General features: G+C 55.3%; 17 protein-coding genes. 10 read left to right on the top strand and 7 right to left on the bottom strand.

The window, feature by feature from the left end; genetic code table 11:
- Positions 1 to 49: 49 nt before the first annotated feature.
- Complete coding sequence (locus AC6I8N_RS00350) at positions 50 to 1,042, bottom strand: LacI family DNA-binding transcriptional regulator (RefSeq protein ID WP_013507234.1); 993 nt, start codon at positions 1,040 to 1,042, stop codon at positions 50 to 52.
- Between the two features lie 392 nt (positions 1,043 to 1,434).
- On the opposite strand from AC6I8N_RS00350, the gene AC6I8N_RS00345 reads away from it, so the two are divergent.
- Positions 1,435 to 2,898 carry a sugar porter family MFS transporter gene (locus AC6I8N_RS00345; protein WP_021183684.1) on the top strand — a complete coding sequence of 488 codons (1,464 nt, stop codon included), beginning with the start codon at positions 1,435 to 1,437 and terminating at the stop codon, positions 2,896 to 2,898.
- 50 nt (positions 2,899 to 2,948) lie between these two features.
- On the opposite strand, the gene AC6I8N_RS00340 is transcribed toward AC6I8N_RS00345, so the two are convergent.
- The 5 genes from AC6I8N_RS00340 to AC6I8N_RS00320 form a co-directional block, all read right to left on the bottom strand.
- Positions 2,949 to 4,082 (bottom strand): ROK family protein, encoded by a 1,134-nt coding sequence (locus tag AC6I8N_RS00340; protein ID WP_497829794.1) that lies wholly within the window; start codon positions 4,080 to 4,082, stop codon positions 2,949 to 2,951.
- Between the two features lie 116 nt (positions 4,083 to 4,198).
- Positions 4,199 to 4,939: a replicative helicase loader DnaC gene (gene dnaC, locus AC6I8N_RS00335; protein WP_021183682.1), complete on the bottom strand. Its 741-nt coding sequence runs from the start codon at positions 4,937 to 4,939 to the stop codon at positions 4,199 to 4,201.
- On the bottom strand, positions 4,939 to 5,475 hold the full coding sequence (gene dnaT, locus AC6I8N_RS00330; RefSeq protein ID WP_021183681.1) for a primosomal protein DnaT: 537 nt from the start codon (positions 5,473 to 5,475) through the stop codon (positions 4,939 to 4,941). The genes dnaC and dnaT overlap by 1 nt, the downstream gene beginning before the upstream one ends.
- Before the next feature lie 103 nt (positions 5,476 to 5,578).
- Positions 5,579 to 6,247, bottom strand: a complete 669-nt coding sequence (locus AC6I8N_RS00325) for a hypothetical protein (protein ID WP_497829793.1) — start codon at positions 6,245 to 6,247, stop codon at positions 5,579 to 5,581.
- Between the two features lie 74 nt (positions 6,248 to 6,321).
- On the bottom strand, positions 6,322 to 7,017 hold the full coding sequence (locus AC6I8N_RS00320) for an autotransporter (protein WP_497829792.1): 696 nt from the start codon (positions 7,015 to 7,017) through the stop codon (positions 6,322 to 6,324).
- A gap of 143 nt (positions 7,018 to 7,160) precedes the next feature.
- Between AC6I8N_RS00320 and AC6I8N_RS00315 the strand changes: the two genes are divergently transcribed.
- The 9 genes from AC6I8N_RS00315 (at position 7,161) to AC6I8N_RS00275 (ending at position 16,413) form a co-directional block, all read left to right on the top strand.
- The gene (locus tag AC6I8N_RS00315; protein ID WP_208724484.1) at positions 7,161 to 7,721 is read left to right on the top strand and encodes a DNA-3-methyladenine glycosylase I; all 561 of its coding nucleotides are present in this window, start codon (positions 7,161 to 7,163) and stop codon (positions 7,719 to 7,721) included.
- Between the two features lie 109 nt (positions 7,722 to 7,830).
- Positions 7,831 to 8,493, top strand: coding sequence for an OmpA family lipoprotein (locus AC6I8N_RS00310; RefSeq protein ID WP_208724483.1), 663 nt, complete (start codon positions 7,831 to 7,833; stop codon positions 8,491 to 8,493).
- A gap of 154 nt (positions 8,494 to 8,647) precedes the next feature.
- Positions 8,648 to 9,640, top strand: coding sequence for a LacI family DNA-binding transcriptional regulator (locus AC6I8N_RS00305; protein WP_021183676.1), 993 nt, complete (start codon positions 8,648 to 8,650; stop codon positions 9,638 to 9,640).
- Between the two features lie 66 nt (positions 9,641 to 9,706).
- Positions 9,707 to 10,732, top strand: coding sequence for a LacI family DNA-binding transcriptional regulator (locus tag AC6I8N_RS00300; RefSeq protein WP_497829791.1), 1,026 nt, complete (start codon positions 9,707 to 9,709; stop codon positions 10,730 to 10,732).
- Positions 10,733 to 10,941: 209 nt separating this feature from the next.
- Positions 10,942 to 11,688, top strand: a complete 747-nt coding sequence (locus tag AC6I8N_RS00295) for a sugar phosphate isomerase/epimerase family protein (RefSeq protein ID WP_497829790.1) — start codon at positions 10,942 to 10,944, stop codon at positions 11,686 to 11,688.
- A 10-nt stretch (positions 11,689 to 11,698) separates the two neighbouring features.
- Entirely contained in the window at positions 11,699 to 12,640 is a 942-nt protein-coding gene (locus tag AC6I8N_RS00290; RefSeq protein WP_021183673.1) for a sugar kinase, read from the top strand.
- A 108-nt stretch (positions 12,641 to 12,748) separates the two neighbouring features.
- Positions 12,749 to 14,029: an MFS transporter gene (locus AC6I8N_RS00285; protein WP_497829789.1), complete on the top strand. Its 1,281-nt coding sequence runs from the start codon at positions 12,749 to 12,751 to the stop codon at positions 14,027 to 14,029.
- 68 nt (positions 14,030 to 14,097) lie between these two features.
- Entirely contained in the window at positions 14,098 to 15,072 is a 975-nt protein-coding gene (gene ghrB, locus AC6I8N_RS00280; RefSeq protein WP_021183671.1) for a glyoxylate/hydroxypyruvate reductase GhrB, read from the top strand.
- A 93-nt stretch (positions 15,073 to 15,165) separates the two neighbouring features.
- Positions 15,166 to 16,413 carry a valine--pyruvate transaminase gene (locus tag AC6I8N_RS00275; protein WP_021183670.1) on the top strand — a complete coding sequence of 416 codons (1,248 nt, stop codon included), beginning with the start codon at positions 15,166 to 15,168 and terminating at the stop codon, positions 16,411 to 16,413.
- On the opposite strand, the gene AC6I8N_RS00270 is transcribed toward AC6I8N_RS00275, so the two are convergent.
- A complete protein-coding gene (locus AC6I8N_RS00270; RefSeq protein ID WP_208725475.1) occupies positions 16,410 to 17,864 on the bottom strand; it encodes an aminotransferase-like domain-containing protein in 1,455 nt (484 codons plus the stop codon). The genes AC6I8N_RS00275 and AC6I8N_RS00270 overlap by 4 nt on opposite strands.
- Positions 17,865 to 17,987 lie beyond the last annotated feature (123 nt).

Raw genomic sequence — 17,987 nt, 5'->3', positions numbered from 1 at the left:
TGAAAACAGCGCGATAAATCGCGCTGTTACGGGGTGTGGGTATTGTGATTCAGATGGTGGCACCCATCGATAAACGATAGTGCAGGTTAACCTGTTCGATGGTCGGCAGATGGTTAATCTTTTTGATGACAATCTCTGTCGCCACTTTACCCATTTCAAAACGTGGCGTGATGACACTCGCCAGGCGGGGCGTGGTGACCTGACCAATTTCCAGCCCGTGGAAACCGGCGATTGCCATCGATTGAGGCACCGCAATGCCAGCGGCATGGCACTCCTGCAACACCCCCACCGCCAGATCATCATTGGTACACAGAATCGCGTCCATATCCGGATAGAGCTGGCGCGCCAGTGTCATCATGCCGGTACCAATCGACACTGAGGAGACTTTGTTCGGCACAATGCGCCCTTCTGGCAACCCCGCCGCTGACACCGCATCACAATAACCGGCGTAGCGTTGTTCATCACGACGGTCCGACATGGAGCCAAAGTAGATTACGCGTTTTTTGCCGCTTGCCAGCAACATTGCCGTCATGTCGTAACCAGCACGATAGTTGTCAAAACCCACATTGATACGATCGCGCGCCTCGGTCAGCCCCATCACCTCCGCCACCGGGATACTGGCCGCTTTGAGGTATTTTTCTGCGCGTACGGTGTGCACCGATTCTGTGAGGATCAGCCCTTTAATATTCAACGCCAGTACCGTGGCGATTTGTTCCTCTTCTCGTTGCGGGTTGTAGTCGTAATTGACCACCAACGTTTGATACCCCTGAGCGCTGGTCACCGATTCGATACCCGCCAGCAGGTCGGCAAAGATTTGATTATTAAAGGAAGGAATAAGCACACCAATGCGCGGTGGGCTGGAACTGGTCTGAGCAAGGTTGTCAGGATCGGGCGTATAACCGATCTCGGCAATCACACTGGCAATTTTGTCGGCCGTTTCCGTTTTAACTTTTTCCGGCGTACGTAAATATCGGCTCACCGTCATCTTGGTGACCCCCGCCAGGGTGGCAATATCATCCAGAGTGATGCGCTGCGTTTTCATCGCGATATCCGCAAAGACGGCCTTTCAATCAACGTATTATGCCTGCTGCCCGGAAAAAAATGAAACCACGGAGTGCCGCTGCTACAGCCCCTTTTCAACGCGTCTTTTCAGAATGAAAATTCCAGCAAAAAGCAAGCCGTGCAACCTCCCCCTTCGGCAAAAATGACAAAAAACCTATCATTTCATCTGGATAAACATTTGTCGATTTAACTCAAACCATAATTTTCGCAACACGCCTCACACATTTCGGAAAAAATGATCCAAAAATATTCATTTAGAAAATATATTTCAATATTGAGTACCCTGCGTGAAGAAACGGAACATCGACAACCTACAACATTCCTCTTTCTGGACAAGCAACGTTCAGGCCGTAGAGACAAGGGGCTATAACAATGAATACCAGGCAAAAACGCTACAACATGAAGTATGTCATCCTCTGCTGTACCGTCGCCGCATTTGGCGGACTGCTGATGGGGTATGACTCTTCCATCATCTCCGGTGCCATCGAACCATTAAGTGAATACTTCCAACTGACGCCAGCAGAAACCGGCTGGGCAGTGTCTAACATCCTGCTTGGCAGTCTGGTCGGCTGCTTTATCGCGCCACGTTTGAGCGATGTGCTGGGACGTAAAAAGTCTCTCGCCATCACCGCGTTACTGTTTACCGTTTCGGTCATTGGCACCGCCATTGCGCATAATTTCACGGTGTTCGTCATTTTCCGCATGATTGGTGGCCTGGCAATCGGCCTCGCTTCGGTGATCTCTCCCATATATCTGGCCGAGCTGTCACCCTCCAAATTTCGTGGCCGCACCACGGCGCTTTATGCGGTGTGTTGTGTCGGTGGACAATCGGTGGTGCTGCTGACCAACTACTTCATCACCAAATCGATGCTGCCTGACGCGATGATCGCCCTGGGCTGGCGCTACATTCTGGCGACAGCGCTGGTGCCGTGTGCGCTGTTTATCTTCTTTATCGCCTTTATCCCGGAATCACCACGCTGGAACGTGCTGAAAGGCAAGTACGATGCCGCGCTGGATACGCTAACCAAAATCTCCAATCGCGAACATGCGGAGAGCGTCTTTAGCGAGATCAAACACTCGTTCTCCGCTGAGACGGCAAGCCAGCATAAAGCGCGCTTCCGTCTGGATAAAACCACCGTGCCTTTGCTGGTGATCGGCATCGGTCTGGCGGTAGGCAACCAAATCAGTGGCATTAACGTGATTCAGTATTTCGGTCCGACGCTGCTGAAGAACGTCTCGGGGAGTGTCGATTCGGCGTTGTTACAAACCTTCTGGCTGTCGGTCTGTCAGTTCATCGGCGTGCTGGCCGGGATGACGCTGATTGATAAAGTCGGACGTCGCAAGCTGCTGTTGCTTGGCGCAATCACCTCCTGCATCTTCCTCGCTTACTCGTTTATTGCCTTCTACTATCATCTGCCTGGCCTGCTGCCGGTGATCGGCTTGTTCGCGTATATGATTTTCTTCGGCATGACCTGGGGACAGATTGTCTGGACGGTGCTGGGTGAAATCTTCCCGACGGAAATTCGCTCCATCTGCGTCGGGATCTCGATTTGTGCGATGTCGATGGCAAACTTTGTCATCAGCACCACCTTCCCGATCATGAACAGCAATCCGCTGCTGATCGACATGTTCCACGGTGGTTTCCCGCTGCTGCTGTTCGCAATCTTCTCACTCGGTATGTACTTCTTCACTTTCCGTTATTTACCGGAAACCGCTGGGGTATCGCTGGAGAAAATTCACGGTCTGGTGCTGGAAAAGTTTAATGTTGAGGCCGAAGTGCCGGCCAGTACCGGCAGCACGAAAACCAGTGAATCGCTGAATATTCCGCGTCATTAACACATATAGCGGCGCGCGATAAATCGCGCCGCTACGCATCGGAAGGGAGGTTAATCCATCCGCTGCTCATACTGTTCAATCACTGCCAGCGCCAAACCGTTGGCAGGATCAATACGCTGCGGCAGAAAATGCAGCGCGGTATGGGTGAAGGTAAACGCCAACGTACTCGCCTCCGCCGCCTGCTGTACGGCTCTGGTAAAGACCGGGCAGGCATTCCACGCGGCATCAATCATTATGCTGGCCGGATTAAGCAGTAGCATCACCTGACTCAACGCACTGCCGAGCTGCGCCCCTGCCTCACTTAATACCGCATCCACAATCGCCGGTTCACTGTCACGATTTTGCCAGCGCAAACCCGGCTTGCGGCGCAACAGTTGCTGTTGAATGGCTGGCTGACTGACCAGCGCTTCCAGGCAACCCAGGCGGCCACAGCTACAGCGTGGGCCGTCAGGCTGTACGGTGAGATGCCCAACTTCACCCGCGGTCCAGCTGCTGCCGGTAAACACTTCACCGTGCTGAACCAACGCCCCGCCAATCCCTTCGGCAATACGGAGATAGAAATGGCTTTGGCTTTTGTCTAACGCCAGTTGCTGCACCGACAGCAAAGCCGCTGCCTTGACGTTATTCATGATGCGCAGTGGCAGGTCAATCCCGCGCCGTAGCGGCGTCAGCAGATCAACATCCTGCCAGCCAAGATGGGAAGAAAAATGCATCCAACCGCGTTGCGGATCGACGATGCCAGGAAAACCGATCGCGATGCCAATCAGTTCCGGGTGCGCTGCACGCAGGGCCTGGCTGCACTCCACCAACTCCTGGAGCAGTAACGCCGGGTCGCTGGTTTCCGAACGCCAGGTTTGCTCGGCAATCACCTGCGAGAAATAGTCGCAAACTCGCCAGTGTATCGCCTGCCGTTCGACCATAATGCCCGCACTTTTGAGTTTCTCCGGGCGGAGCGATATCTCGATTTTCGGTCGCCCGGCAGCCGCGACACTCACCGGCCCCAGTTCGTTAATTAACCCCTGCGCCAGCAGATCATCCACAATCAGCGAAACGGTATTTTTGCTGAGGGTTAATGCCTGGGCTAAATCCTGGCGGGAGGTCACTCGGGTTTGCCGCAGCTGCGTCATCACCCGCTTCAGGTTATTCAGTCTTAGTAACGCTGGCCCTTTGCCCATCGTTTTCATGACAACCTCAACCGGCAGAATGGTAGAGGTTCAGTGTAGCAGTGTACGGGTGCGCTTTATCTCAGACTTTGTTGTCATTTTTGACGTAGCGCACCAGATAAAATGAGGTTGGATAATTAATACTCATCGCCGCGCACGCGGCTGCGGTAACTTTCCCAATCGAAGCGTACCCACAAGCTGTTGCCCAGGCGCATACGGTCCATTACGCGCTCGCCCAATAGCGCGTTCATACCGGCAGGGTCGAGGTTTGACAACATGCCCGTCGGGCGTTTCGACGAGGAGCGGCGATCAACAATCTGGTTGATGATCACTTTTTCATAGCGTGATTCGCTCTGCATACCGATCTCATCGATCACCAACAGATCGACGGTGCTGAGATCCTGCAACAGGCGTTCTTCGGTGATATCGCTGCCACCGCTGAAGGTGCCTTTCATGCTCGACATCAAATCTGCCACGGTGACAATCAGCACGCTTTTACCGCGAATAATCAGATCATTGCCGATAGCCGCCGCCAGATGGTTTTTACCGGTGCCAGGGCGGCCGGAAAACACAAAGCTGGAGATACTGTTATCAAAACCCGCAGCGTATTCCCTCGCCAGACTCAACGCTTTGCGCTGCCCTTCGTTTTCCACCCGATAGTTGTCGAACGAGCAATTCATATGCAACTCACGGATACCGGAACGGCCCATGATGCGCTGCATTTTCATTGCGCGGTTTTCACGCACAATCGCTTCAGAACGCAGACGACCCTGCTCCTGATTCCAGGCCAGCAGCTCCTCGCCACTGGTGAATTTTGGCTTTACCTCTGTCGGCATCAGTTTTTTCAGGCGGTTGAATAGATCGTTCGGCGTTTTCATCATTCACCTCGAAAACCATCGGGAATATCATAATCAGTATTGCTGATCTGCGTGATATCGCGCTTCGGCTGACCGCCATTGGCGGCCCGGTTCATCTGCACGCTACGCGCCAGTTTCTGTTGCCACTGCACATGATGAAACAGACGACCTTCAGCCTGCCAGTAAGCCACAAAGGTCGCCAGCTCAGCCGCCGTCACCGGTTCACTCAGCGCCACACCCCAGATTGCCGCCTGACGTTGAAAATCGGCATCGGGCTGCCAGCCCGCATACATGGCAAATTTACCGACCGGCGTCGCTATCGGGGCAAGCGGAGTGTCAAACAAACTGTCATCCAGGGTGACATCGTTGGGTTGCTGCGCGGCGGCTTCCAGCGCCAGCAATTGCGCCAGCCGTTGTGGCGTCAGCGCATAAAACGCCGGCGCGTTATGCTGCAACACCGCCAGCGTGCCGTTTTCTGCCTGTTGCAGCACCGCGATCGGGTCATGGCAAAAGCCATCTAACCCGACCAACGTAGAAGTTAAGATTTTGACTGACATGAAGAAACCTGACGTTGACAAACCCAGTGCGTCGAACGAATTTCCTCGTCCGACGCTATGGTTGCAGTGTACCTGTTTTAGCGCGCAGGATCGCCAAAAAAGGTTAGCGGGTAGAGATCTGAGCCTGGGCGTGATTCATATTGGAACTCGCTTTGGCAGCAGCCGGGGCGTTAGCGAGTTGTGGACGGGTTTGCCACAAATAACGCACCGAGGCGATGAGGCAAAGACTGTAACCCAGCAGCTCACTGCCTTCCTCAGCCATATTTTTCACCACGCGGTTGTAGCCATCCAGCATCAGATGCTCCCATAGCTGGTGCATACCAAACAGGCGAGAGAACACCAGCACAGCCAGCAAGCCACTCGCCATCATTTGCCAACTCCGGTGCTGAACCAGTTCGACCAGGCCCGGTAAAATCTGTTTAGGCTGACGCAAGGCCATTGCCAGTGAGGCTGCGGTGACTGCCAGAGCAAACCATACCCAGCAGCCATGCTTGATGATGTCGAACAGAAAATCCAGCTCGCGGATCAGCATGCAGGTAAAGAATCCACCCACCAGAATCAAAGCGGGTCGCTGGCGTGAGGCGATAAAAAACAGTCCGGCGTTAATTGCCAGCATGATTTCTTGCGTCACTTCGGTGAATGAAGTCTCCTTCATCGCATCGTTCATCCAGTTGACGTCGATGTAGACCATCGCCATCGCAAAAACTAAAACCAGCCCACTGATGAAAAAAGCCGATAATTCACGGCCAAGTATAAATAAATTGTCGCGCATGTTGTTACCAATGATAATGATTAGCATCCTTATTATATTTTTATCATCCTTATTTACTTCTCATTTTATGCCGATTAAAAACTGGCGCTGACGCCGAGGCTATAAATGAACTGCTCACCGCTGCTCATGGCACCGTTTTGCGAGAATGAGGCAAAAGCCGACAGATGTTGCCCCAGCGGCATATTGGCGCCGACGCTGACATCCATCCAGTTGTTCTCCCGTGCGATCCCCTCATCACTGCGCGGGGTGAAATTCATCTCCCCCAATTGGTGGCTGTAGCTAATCTGTGCGTAAGGGGCTATCCAGCCAAGGCTGGAATCAACGCGCCACCCCAATGATGCAATGTGATCATCTTTATCAGGTTCAACGAATTCGCACTGCGGGCAGCTCAGCGGTGACGAGTCGACAGCGTATTGCGCCACCGGCCCGGTCGTGAGCGTCTCATTGACAGGTAACTGCCAGCCTGCCGACATGCGATGAGTAAAAGGGTTGGCACCGACGCTGGCCGCTTCGGTATGGACGCTGACCATGGCCTCACCCGGTGCATTCAGCGCGGCATCCATCAGATTATTGGTGCTATTTTCTGTCAACATCAGGTGATTTTGGGAAATTTTTTCGGCAAGTATGGCGTTGTAATCCGGCGAAGCTACCGGCTGATCCTGGCTGTTCTCATCCCAGGCCAATACCGGGCAGGACACGGCAAATAGCCATGCACACCCCATCACCAGCGCAAGATTGTGCTGGCCTGACCGCTGACTTTTCTGCAACATGAAAGACTCCTGACGAGCCAGATAGGAACCGGGCGTTTAGGTATTGGATATAACAGTTATCGGCGCCCTTTGATTAACTATTAACCGATTATTGAATACGTCAAGGGAAACGAAGTATTTTCCTCTGCTTAAGGAGTGATGCAATGCAACGATGTGGCTGGGTAACACAGGATCCGCTCTATCTGACGTACCACGATACTGAGTGGGGTGTACCGCAAACCGATAAGCGCGCCTTATTTGAAATGTTATGTCTTGAAGGGCAGCAGGCGGGGTTGTCTTGGATTACCGTGTTAAAAAAACGCGCCAACTATCAGCGAGCATTTCATCAGTTTGATCCGCAGGCCATCGCGTCAATGGATGAACAAGATCTCGATCGCCTGATGCAGGACAGCGGGTTAATTCGTCAACGCGCCAAGCTGGCGGCGATCATTACCAATGCCCGCGCTTATCTGGCGATGGAAGCCAACGGAGAGGACTTTTCCCGCTTTATCTGGGAATTTGTCAATAACACGCCAATTTTACACAATTATGCCGACTACAAACTGGCCCCCACCACCTCCGATCCTGCTATAGCACTGTCAAAAGCGCTGAAGAAGCGTGGTTTCAAATTCATCGGCCCCACGATTTGTCACTCGTATATGCAGGCTTGTGGCTTGATTAACGACCATCAAACCGATTGTTTTTGCCATCCCGCTAACCGTTAAGGCATTTCTTTACAATTTAAGACTTATTCTCACGTTTTTTCCCATGATTTGACGGCATAATCAGCACCGTTTTGGGGGTTTTCCCCCATTTAAATCTAAGGGACTTTTAATGAATAAGCACATTGTTGCACTTGCCTTGTTACTGAGTGGCAGCCTGGCCCTGTCCGGCTGTACAACTAACCCCTATACCGGCGAATCGCAGGCGGGTAAATCCGGCATTGGCGCTGGTCTTGGCGCAGTGCTGGGCGCGGGTGTTGGCATGATGTCGTCATCGAAAAAAGATCGCGGTAAAGGCGCACTGATCGGTGCGGCGTCTGGCGCAGCATTAGGCGGCGGTATCGGTTATTACATGGATGTGCAGGAAGCGAAACTGCGCGACAAAATGCGTGGTACCGGCGTCAGCGTGACGCGTCAGGGCGATAACATCGTGCTGAATATGCCGAATAACGTCACCTTTGATTCCAGCAGCAGCAACCTGAAACCGGCGGGTGCCAACACCCTGACCGGCGTGGCGATGGTGCTGAAAGAGTATCCAAAAACGGCGGTCAACGTGACCGGATATACCGACAGCACCGGCACGCGCGCACTGAATATGCGTCTGTCGCAACAACGTGCTGAAAGCGTGGCCAGCGCGCTGATTGTGCAGGGTGTCGAAGCCAGTCGTCTGCGCACCCAGGGCCTGGGGCCGGATAACCCGGTTGCCAGCAACAGCACCGAGGCAGGTAAAGCACAAAACCGTCGCGTTGAAATCACCCTCACCCCACTGGGGTAATAATAAATGGGCCTGCATTGACAGGCCCATTTTGTCTTTTTTTACGCCACTTTTGGCACTTGCTGCTACCCATTACTGTCAAATATTATCAACCGATAGAGCCGCCGATTTCTTTATGTTAGCTTGATCAAAAATTGATCAATGGAAGCCCATCATGTCGCTGAAAGCCATCGCCTCCGTTCTCGGACTTTCCGTTACCACCGTGAGTCGTGCACTGAATGGCTATGATGATGTGGCAGAAGTTACACGCAAACGTATCGAAGAAGAAGCCAGCCGCCGCGGCTATCGCCCCAACGCCGCAGCCCGCCGTCTGAAGACCGGCCGCGCCAACACCGTCGGACTGGTGTTTCCCGACAGCTCCCTGCCCCTGAGCGACAGCCATTTTATTGAATTGCTGCAAACACTCGACCAACGCCTTGCCCGCGATGAAATCGACCTGCTAATGCTGGCCGATAAACCGCAGGACCAGCAACGCACCTTGCGTATGCTGCGCAGTGGTGCCATTGATGCGTTGATCGTCACCCATGCCATGCCGCAGGACATTCGCCTGCAACGGCTACAACAAAAGGGGTTTCGCTTTCTGTCACTCGGTCGCAGCCAACTGGCACAACCTTATGCCTGGTTTGATTACGATAATTACGCCGGGGTAAAGCTGGCGACCGATCACTGCCTGGCCGCGGGATTAACCCGCCTGGCGTGGCTGGGAGGCAATGAACCCAGCAGCTTTGTGCGCGATCGCCGCCGGGGTTTCCTTGATACCGTCACTCAACATCAACCGCTGCCTGTTCCGTTGATGGCTACCGTACCGCCCTCACGCCGCGCCGGATATCAGCAAACCGCGACCTGGCTGGCTGAGGGACAGCAGCCACAGGCGATCATCACCGATTGCAGCCCGCTGGGAGAAGGGGCCGCGATTGCGCTGCAACAGGCCGGACGGCTCAGCGGCCCACAGGCGATCCGATTGTTTGTCTACGACGGGCTGCCGCATGATTCCATCATCGACCACCCGGTCAACGCCATCCTGCAATGCTCACAACAGCATGTGGGTGAAAAACTGGCGGAGATGGTGCTGCAACTGCTGGAGGGGACACCGGTCAATCAGCTACAAACCTTGTGGCAACCGCGTCTGCACCTCACTTCTGACTAGCCGATTCTTGCAGAGCGGCGTTCCTGTGGTAGTCTTCGCCTGTTTCTTTTGAACCAGGTGTATGCAATGAAGACCAGGCCGCCCCGCGCGACTATCAGCGATGTTGCCCGCACGGCAAAAACCGGTAAAACCAGCATTTCACGCTACCTCAATGGCGAACAAAATCTGCTGTCGCCCGATCTCAAAGCGCGTATCGAACGCGCCATCGCCGAGCTCGACTATCGCCCAAGCCAGATGGCACGCGGGCTGAAGCGTGGCCGTACCCGCCTGATTGGCCTGATCATTGCCGACATCACCAATCCCTATTCTGTTGATGTGCTGAGCGGCATCGAAGCCGCCTGCCGCGCCCACGGTTTTACCTTGCTGATGTGCAACACCAACAATGAAGTGGATCTTGAGCAGCATTATCTGCAACTGCTCAGCAGCTACCAGGTGGAAGGCATTGTGGTAAACGCCGTCGGTATGCACGAAGACATCCTCAAACGCCTGCAACAGTCGATGCTGCCGATGGTGCTGATTGACCGTAAAATCCCTGATTTCGCGTGTGATGTGGTGGGCCTGAATAACCCGGAAGCGGCACAACTGGCGACAAAACATCTGCTGGCTAATGGCTACGAAGCGCTGTTGTTCCTCAGCGAACCGCTTGGCAGCGTCAATACCCGCCGTGAGCGTCTGGCGTCGTTCTTCAGCACCGTAGCAACCCAACCTGCGGTACAGGCGGAAAACGCCGAAGTTGCGCTGCACCAACCTGAGCAGATGGATGCCACCCTGCGCGATTTCCACCAGCGCCATACTGGAAAACGCTGTGCGGTGATGGCGGCTAACGGCGCACTAACGCTGCAAGTAGCGCGCGCGTTGCAACGGCTGAACCTGAGCTGGGGCGAGTCCATCGGTCTGCTCGGTTTCGATGAACTGGAGTGGGCCGCGCTGGCAGGCGTCGGCATCACCACCCTCAAACAACCCACCTGGCAAATCGGTTATGCTGCGCTGGAAAAAGTCATTGCGCGTATTGAAGGCGATGACCATCCCGTCACAGAACAAGTGTTTTCCGGCGAGCTGATCGTGCGTGGCTCCAGCCAGCGGCTGGGTTGATCGAAGCGGCGCGATTTATCGCGCAATTTTGAGCCATCCCGGGTAAACCCCGCGCGATAAATCGCGCCGCTACGAATCTTGCCTCCCCCAACTCATGGCTCACTTCGTGAGCAGGATCATACTTCCGACGTCTGCATCTTCCCTTTGGAACCGGTTCCATCTAACGTTTTTATAACGTTTGGGAGGCCGTGGGTGCCCGGAGAGATGAGATGAAACCAGAAATCATTGTTGTGACCGCTGCTTACGGCAGCAGCAAAGTGGCAGAACTTGGTGGTCAGTCGGCCCTGCTGCCGTTGATTAAACAAGCGGGAGCGGATGGCGTGGAGATTCGCCGCGAGCTGTTCAGCGCGGAGGATTTATCGCAGCTTCCCGCTCTGGGTCAAGCCATTACCCGCCAGGGATTAAGCGCCTGCTATTCGGTGCCGGAAACGCTGTATCTGGCCGATGGCGCACTGAACCCGCATCTGGCGCAGTTCCTGTCCGAAGCACAACAGATTGGCGCGCAGCAGCTGAAACTGTCGCTCGGTCACTTTATCGATCTCCATACCACCGCCTTAGCCACCGTGCTGGCCGCTTCTCCCGTCAAACTGGTAGTGGAGAACGACCAAACGACCGACTGCAAACTGGCTCCGATGCAGCGCTTTTTCCATCAGGCGCGCGATGCGGCGCTGCCGCTGGAGATGACGTTTGATATGGCGAACTGGCGCTGGACCGGCGAAGACGCACGTCTGGCCGCGCAGCGATTGAGCCATTACGTTGGCTACGTGCATGTCAAAACTGCGGTACCGCATCGCGACAGCTTCCGTGCTATCGCGCTGGATGACAGCCCTGAAGACTGGCGCGCCCTGCTGCACGCTCTGCCTGCGGATGCGCCACGCGGCATTGAATTCCCGCTGGAAGGCGACGATCTGTTGGCGGTAACACGCCATTACGTTGACCTGCTGCGCGCCCGTTAAGGAGTTGCTGATGACCACCCAACTTGATGTCGTCACCATTGGCGAGGCGATGGCGATGTTTATCGCGCAGCAGACCGGCGATCTGGCCGCTGCTGACCACTTTATCAAACGGATCGCCGGTGCCGAGCTGAACGTGGCGATTGGTCTGGCGCGCCTCGGCTTACAGGTCGGCTGGGTCAGCCGCGTCGGTGATGACAGCTTTGGCCGTTTTACCCGGCAACAGCTGGAAAAAGAGGGCGTGGATCACCGCTGCGTCACCACGGATGCCCGCTACCGCACCGGTTTCCAGCTTAAATCGCGCGTCGAAGATGGCTCCGATCCCGAAGTGGAGTATTTCCGCAGCGGTTCCGCAGCCAGCCATCTGTCACCGGATGATTTCAACGCCGATTACTTCGGCAACGCACGCCACCTGCATCTGAGTGGCGTTGCGGCCGCGATTTCCGACAGCTCGCTGGCGCTCTGCAAACATGCCGCCAAAGAGATGCGCGCGCACGGCAAAACCATCTCGTTCGATCCAAACCTGCGTCCGGTGCTGTGGCGCAGCGAAGAGGAGATGCGCAAGCAGCTGAACCTGTTGGCGGAATATGCCGACTGGGTGCTACCGGGCGAGAAAGAGGGACTGATTTTGACCGGCTACCGCCAACCGGAAGCCATCGCTGATTTCTACCTCGATAAGGGGGTCAGAGCGGTGGTGATCAAAACCGGCAGCGATGGTGCCTGGTTCAAAACCGCCGCCGGTGACAAAGGTCTGGTGGCGCCGATTCGCGTCGACAAAGTGGTCGATACCGTGGGTGCCGGTGACGGTTTTGCCGTCGGCCTGATCAGCGCCCTGCTGGAAGGAAAAACGCTGCCGCAGGCAATGCTGCGCGGCAACAAAATTGGTTCGCTGGCCATTCAGGTGGCGGGCGACAGCGAAGGACTGCCAACGCGCGCCACGCTGGGCGATTACTAATTCCGTCGCGGTAACCTCCCTCTCCCTTATGGGAGAGGGTCGGAGTGAGGGTCATCAACCGCAGAGGACCACGCGATACATCGCGCCGCTACACTTGAGGATAATCCTATGAAAACGCAGACAATCGCACCAAAACGCTGGTGGTTTATCATGCCCATCGTGTTTATCACCTACAGTCTGGCGTATCTGGACCGGGCGAACTTTAGCTTCGCCTCCGCCGCAGGGATTAACGACGATCTGGGTATCACCAAAGGCATGTCATCGCTGCTCGGTGCGCTGTTCTTCCTCGGCTACTTCTTCTTTCAGATCCCCGGCGCGGTGTATGCCGAGCGCCGCAGCGTGAAGAAGCTGATTTTTTGCTGCCTGGTGCTGTGGGGGCTGTGTGCTTCGCTGACCGGGGTGGTCAGCAACATCCCGATGCTGGCCGCCATCCGTTTTGTACTCGGCGTAGTGGAAGCGGCAGTGATGCCCGCGATGCTGATCTACATCAGCAACTGGTTCACCAAATCCGAACGCTCACGCGCCAACACCTTTCTGATCCTCGGTAATCCGGTGACGGTGCTGTGGATGTCAGTGGTGTCCGGCTATCTGATCGATTCCTTTGGCTGGCGTGAAATGTTTATCTTTGAGGGGATTCCGGCGGTGATTTGGGCCGTTGCCTGGTGGTTTTTGGTGCAGGACAAACCGTCGCAGGCGAAATGGATGAGCGAGGCGGAGAAAGCGGCGTTGCAGGCGCAATTGCAGAAAGAGCAGCAAGGGATCAAAGCGGTACGTAACTACGGGGAAGCCTTCCGTAACCGCAACGTTGTTCTGCTGTGCCTGCAATATTTTGCCTGGAGCATCGGCGTGTATGGTTTCGTGCTGTGGCTGCCTTCGATCCTGCGTAACGGCACGCAGATGGGGATGGTGGAAGCGGGCTGGCTGTCAGCGGTGCCCTATCTGGTCGCCACCATTGCGATGATCATCGTCTCCTGGGCATCGGATAAGATGCAGAATCGCAAACTGTTTGTCTGGCCGCTGCTGCTGATTGGTGCGCTGGCGTTCCTCGGTTCTTACCTGGTCGGTTCCAGCAATTTCTGGCTGTCCTATGCGCTGCTGGTGATTGCCGGTGGTGCGATGTATGCCCCATACGGCCCGTTCTTCGCCATCATCCCGGAAATGCTGCCGCGTAATGTGGCCGGTGGCGCGATGGCGCTGATTAATAGCATGGGCGCACTCGGATCCTTCGTCGGATCATGGATAGTAGGCTATCTTAATGGCGCAACCGGCAGCCCGTCGGCTTCTTACATTTTTATGGGCGCAGCGTTGCTGGCATCGGTGTGGCTGACGTTGATAGTCAAACCCGCCGAAAACAAAGCGCCGCCGCTGCACGGGGCCAAACACGCCTGAAAGCGTAAGCGAAAATGACTTTTCCGGGCGACGTTGTCGCCCGTCACTCGTTCTACAGGGAGCAAAAGATGAAACCTGCTGTGATTCTTTACAAGAGCCTGCCGGATGACCTGCGTGCCAAACTGGACGCGCATTTCACCGTGACCGAAGTCAGCGATATTTCGCCAGAAAGCGTCAAACAGCACGCGGCGCAGTTTCAACAGGCGCAGGGCCTGCTGGGTTCCGGCGGTAAAGTGAATGGCGATTTGCTGGCACAGATGCCGGCGCTGCGTGCCTGCTCTACCGTCTCGGTTGGTTATGATAATTTCGATGTCGCGGCACTCAGCCAGCGCGGCGTGGTGCTGATGCATACACCAACGGTGCTGACTGAAACTGTAGCCGATACTCTGATGGCGCTGGTGCTGAGCAGCGCGCGCCGCGTCACCGAGCTGGATGCCTGGGTGAAGGCTGGACAGTGGCAGGCCAGCATCGGCCCGCAACATTACGGCGTGGATGTCCATCATAAAACCCTCGGTATTCTGGGTATGGGGCGTATCGGCATGGCTGCGGCGCAACGCGCGCATTTCGGCTTTGGCATGAACATTCTCTATAACGCCCGCCGCCAGCATAGCGAAGCCGAAACGCGTTTCGGCGCACGCGCCTGTGATTTAGAGACTTTGCTGAAAGAGAGTGATTTTGTCTGCGTTATCCTGCCGATGACCGAACAGACGCACCATATGATCGGCGCGGCACAGTTAAAACTGATGAAGCCGAGCGCCATTTTGATCAACGTTGGCCGTGGCCCGGTGGTGGACGAGCAGGCGTTGATAAGCGCGTTGCAAGACGGCACCATCCACGCCGCTGGTCTGGATGTGTTTGAGCAGGAGCCGGTGCCTGCCGATTCCGCGCTGCTGAAGCTGCCCAATGTGGTGACATTACCCCATATCGGTTCCGCCACTCATGAAACCCGCTACGGCATGATGAGCGATGCTGTCGATAACCTGATCGCGGCATTAACCGGCAAAATCGAGAAGAATTGTGTCAATCCAGAGGTTGTGAAATAAGGCTTTGCACCTTTTCCCCGCCTGACCATTGCGCCCGCCTGTTACGGGCGCTATGGTTGTCCCCAATCAGTCATCACAATGTTTTAACCTGCTATGTCTTTTTCTCAGTTCGGCGACAAATTTACGCAACATTCCGGCATCTCACGTCTGATGGAAGATATGGGGGAAGGATTGCGTACCCCCGGCACCATCATGCTCGGCGGCGGTAATCCGGCACAAATCCCGGAAATGAATGACTATTTCCACCAGCTTTTGCAGCAGATGCATCAGGAAGGCAAACTGAGCGAAGCGCTGTGCAACTACGACGGCCCACGCGGCAAAGCGTTGCTGCTTGATGCGCTGGCGAAGATGTTACGCGACGAATTTGGCTGGCCGCTGACGGCGCAAAATATCGCCCTGACCAACGGCAGCCAGAGCGCATTTTTCTATCTGTTTAATCTGTTCGCCGGACACCGCGCCGACGGCAGCAAAAAACGCGTACTGTTCCCGCTGGCACCGGAGTATCTCGGTTACGCCGACGCCGGGCTGGAGGAAGGGCTGTTTGTTTCTGCCAAGCCGAACATTGAATTGCTGCCGGAAGGCCAGTTCAAATATCACGTTGATTTTGACCACCTGCCGCTGAATGATGATATCGGTCTGATTTGCGTTTCGCGTCCGACCAATCCCACCGGCAATGTCATCACCGATGACGAGCTGTTACAACTGGATGCGCTGGCGCAGCAACATGAAGTTCCCCTGTTGATCGATAACGCCTACGGCGTGCCCTTCCCCGGCATTATCTTCAGCGAAGCGCGCCCACTGTGGAATCCCAACATTATTCTGTGCATGAGCCTGTCGAAACTCGGCCTGCCGGGGGCGCGTTGCGGCATTATCGTTGCCGATGAAAACACCATCAGCGCGATCGGCAATATGAACGGCATCATCAGCCTGGCACCGGGGAGCATCGGCCCGGCGATGGCGAACGAAATGATTGCGCGCGGCGATTTATTGCGCCTGTCAGAACAGGTGATCAAGCCGTTTTATCAGCATAAGGTTAGCGAGACGATCGCCATCCTGCGCCGCTATTTGCCGGAAGATCGCTGCCTGATCCACAAACCAGAAGGGGCGATTTTCCTCTGGCTGTGGTTCCGTGACCTGCCGATCAGCACCGAAGCGCTATATCAACGGCTGAAGGCGCGCGGCGTACTGATGGTACCGGGGCATTTCTTCTTCCCGGGCCTGGAACAGGAGTGGCCGCATACCCATCAATGTATGCGCATGAATTATGTGCCAGACGCAGCCAGCATTGAACACGCGGTGCAGATTCTGGCGCAAGAGATCGAAGACGCCTGGCGCGCCTAATCCTGCTTCGCTTCCAGCAATGACAGCTGGCACCACTGTGCCAGTTGTCGAATTGCCTGCTCCACTTCCTCATTCCAGCCGAATCCGGCGTTCAGTCGGAAGCAGTGATCATAGCGGTGGTCGGTGGCAAAAATATGCCCCGGCGCAATGCCAATCCCGGCATTGCGTGCTTTGAGAAACAGCGCACGCACGTTTAACGCCTGCATCGGCATCTCCACCCACAGTACGTAGCCGCCTTCGGGATCAGACACGCGCGTTCCTGCCGGGAAATAACGCAGCACCGCCTGACGCATATGGTGAATCTGATTCGCCAGTTCACGCCGCAGCTTACGCAGATGGGCATCGTAGCCGCCATTACGCAGCAGCTCGGCAATCGCCGCCTGCGACAGCACCGAAGTCCCCATCGTCGAGGTGTATTTCAGCGAGGCGATTTTGCGCATGTAATTGACGCTGTGCACCCAGCCAATACGGATACCTGGCGCCACGGTTTTCGAGAAGCCGCTGCACAGAATGACGTTCGGGCTGAAGGCGCGCATCGGGAACGGACGGCGTTCACCAAAGGCGGTATCACCGAAGATATCATCCTCAATGATCACCACATCGTTTTCGTCGGCCTGGCGTGCAATGTAGGCCTTTTGTTCGTTGGGGATGCTTTTGCCAAGCGGGTTATTGATGTTGTTGAGGCTGAGATACGCCTGCACCGCTTTGCGCTGGAACAACGTCGTCAGTTTCTCAACGTTGACGTAGCCTTCCGCGCCCGCCTCCACTTCAATCACCCGTAGATTGAGGTTGTGCAGCATCTGCAACAACACAAAATAACAGGGTGATTCCACCGCCACGATATCACCTGGACGAGTGGTGGCGCGCAGCGACAGTGAGATCGCCTCAATACAGCCGTTGGTGATCAGGATGTCATCGGCGTTGATGTTGCAGCCATAATCCACCGCACGGCGGGCAATTTCCGCCTTCAACGGTGCATAGCCAGTACCCTTAACGGTATTCCCGAGCAGCGCCGGTTTGCTGTACCCCATCTGACGCATCAGCAGACCAATTTTCTTTACCGGATACAGCGAGATATCGCCGTTTGCCAGATCCAGCCTTACGCGACAATCCGAACCCACCATCGCCAGATGCAGTTCGGTCTGCTCATCCAGTGGTGCGATTTCACGCGGTTGTTCATGGCTGACCAACGGCAACTTTTTGTCGGCCTTACGTGGTGCCACAAAAAAGCCGGACTTGGGACGTGCCACCGCATAGTGTTCATCCTCAAGTGTGCGTAATGTTTTGAGCGCGGTGGTCATACTGACTCGGTACTGCGTAGCCAGCGTGCGCACCGAGGGTAAGCGACTGTCTGGCGGCAGCGATCCGCTGTGAATCGCCTGTTTGATCTGTTCTGCTATCTGACGGTAACGACTGCTCTGACTCTCCTGTTCTTCCGTCTCACCCGCCATCTGTTCCACCCCATATCGTGCTGATCTGTGCGTATCCATCAGATTACATTCAAAGTAGTTTAGGCTGCATCTGTTAAATCAATCACCTTGCGTATCGGTGGCTGGCACCCAGCCGCGCAGCAT

It is taken from the genome of Pantoea sp. X-Soil-TKNS-1279, assembly GCF_059730565.1.
The sequence above is the reverse complement of the archived record's forward strand: the minus strand, read 5'-3'. Positions and strand labels throughout refer to the sequence as shown.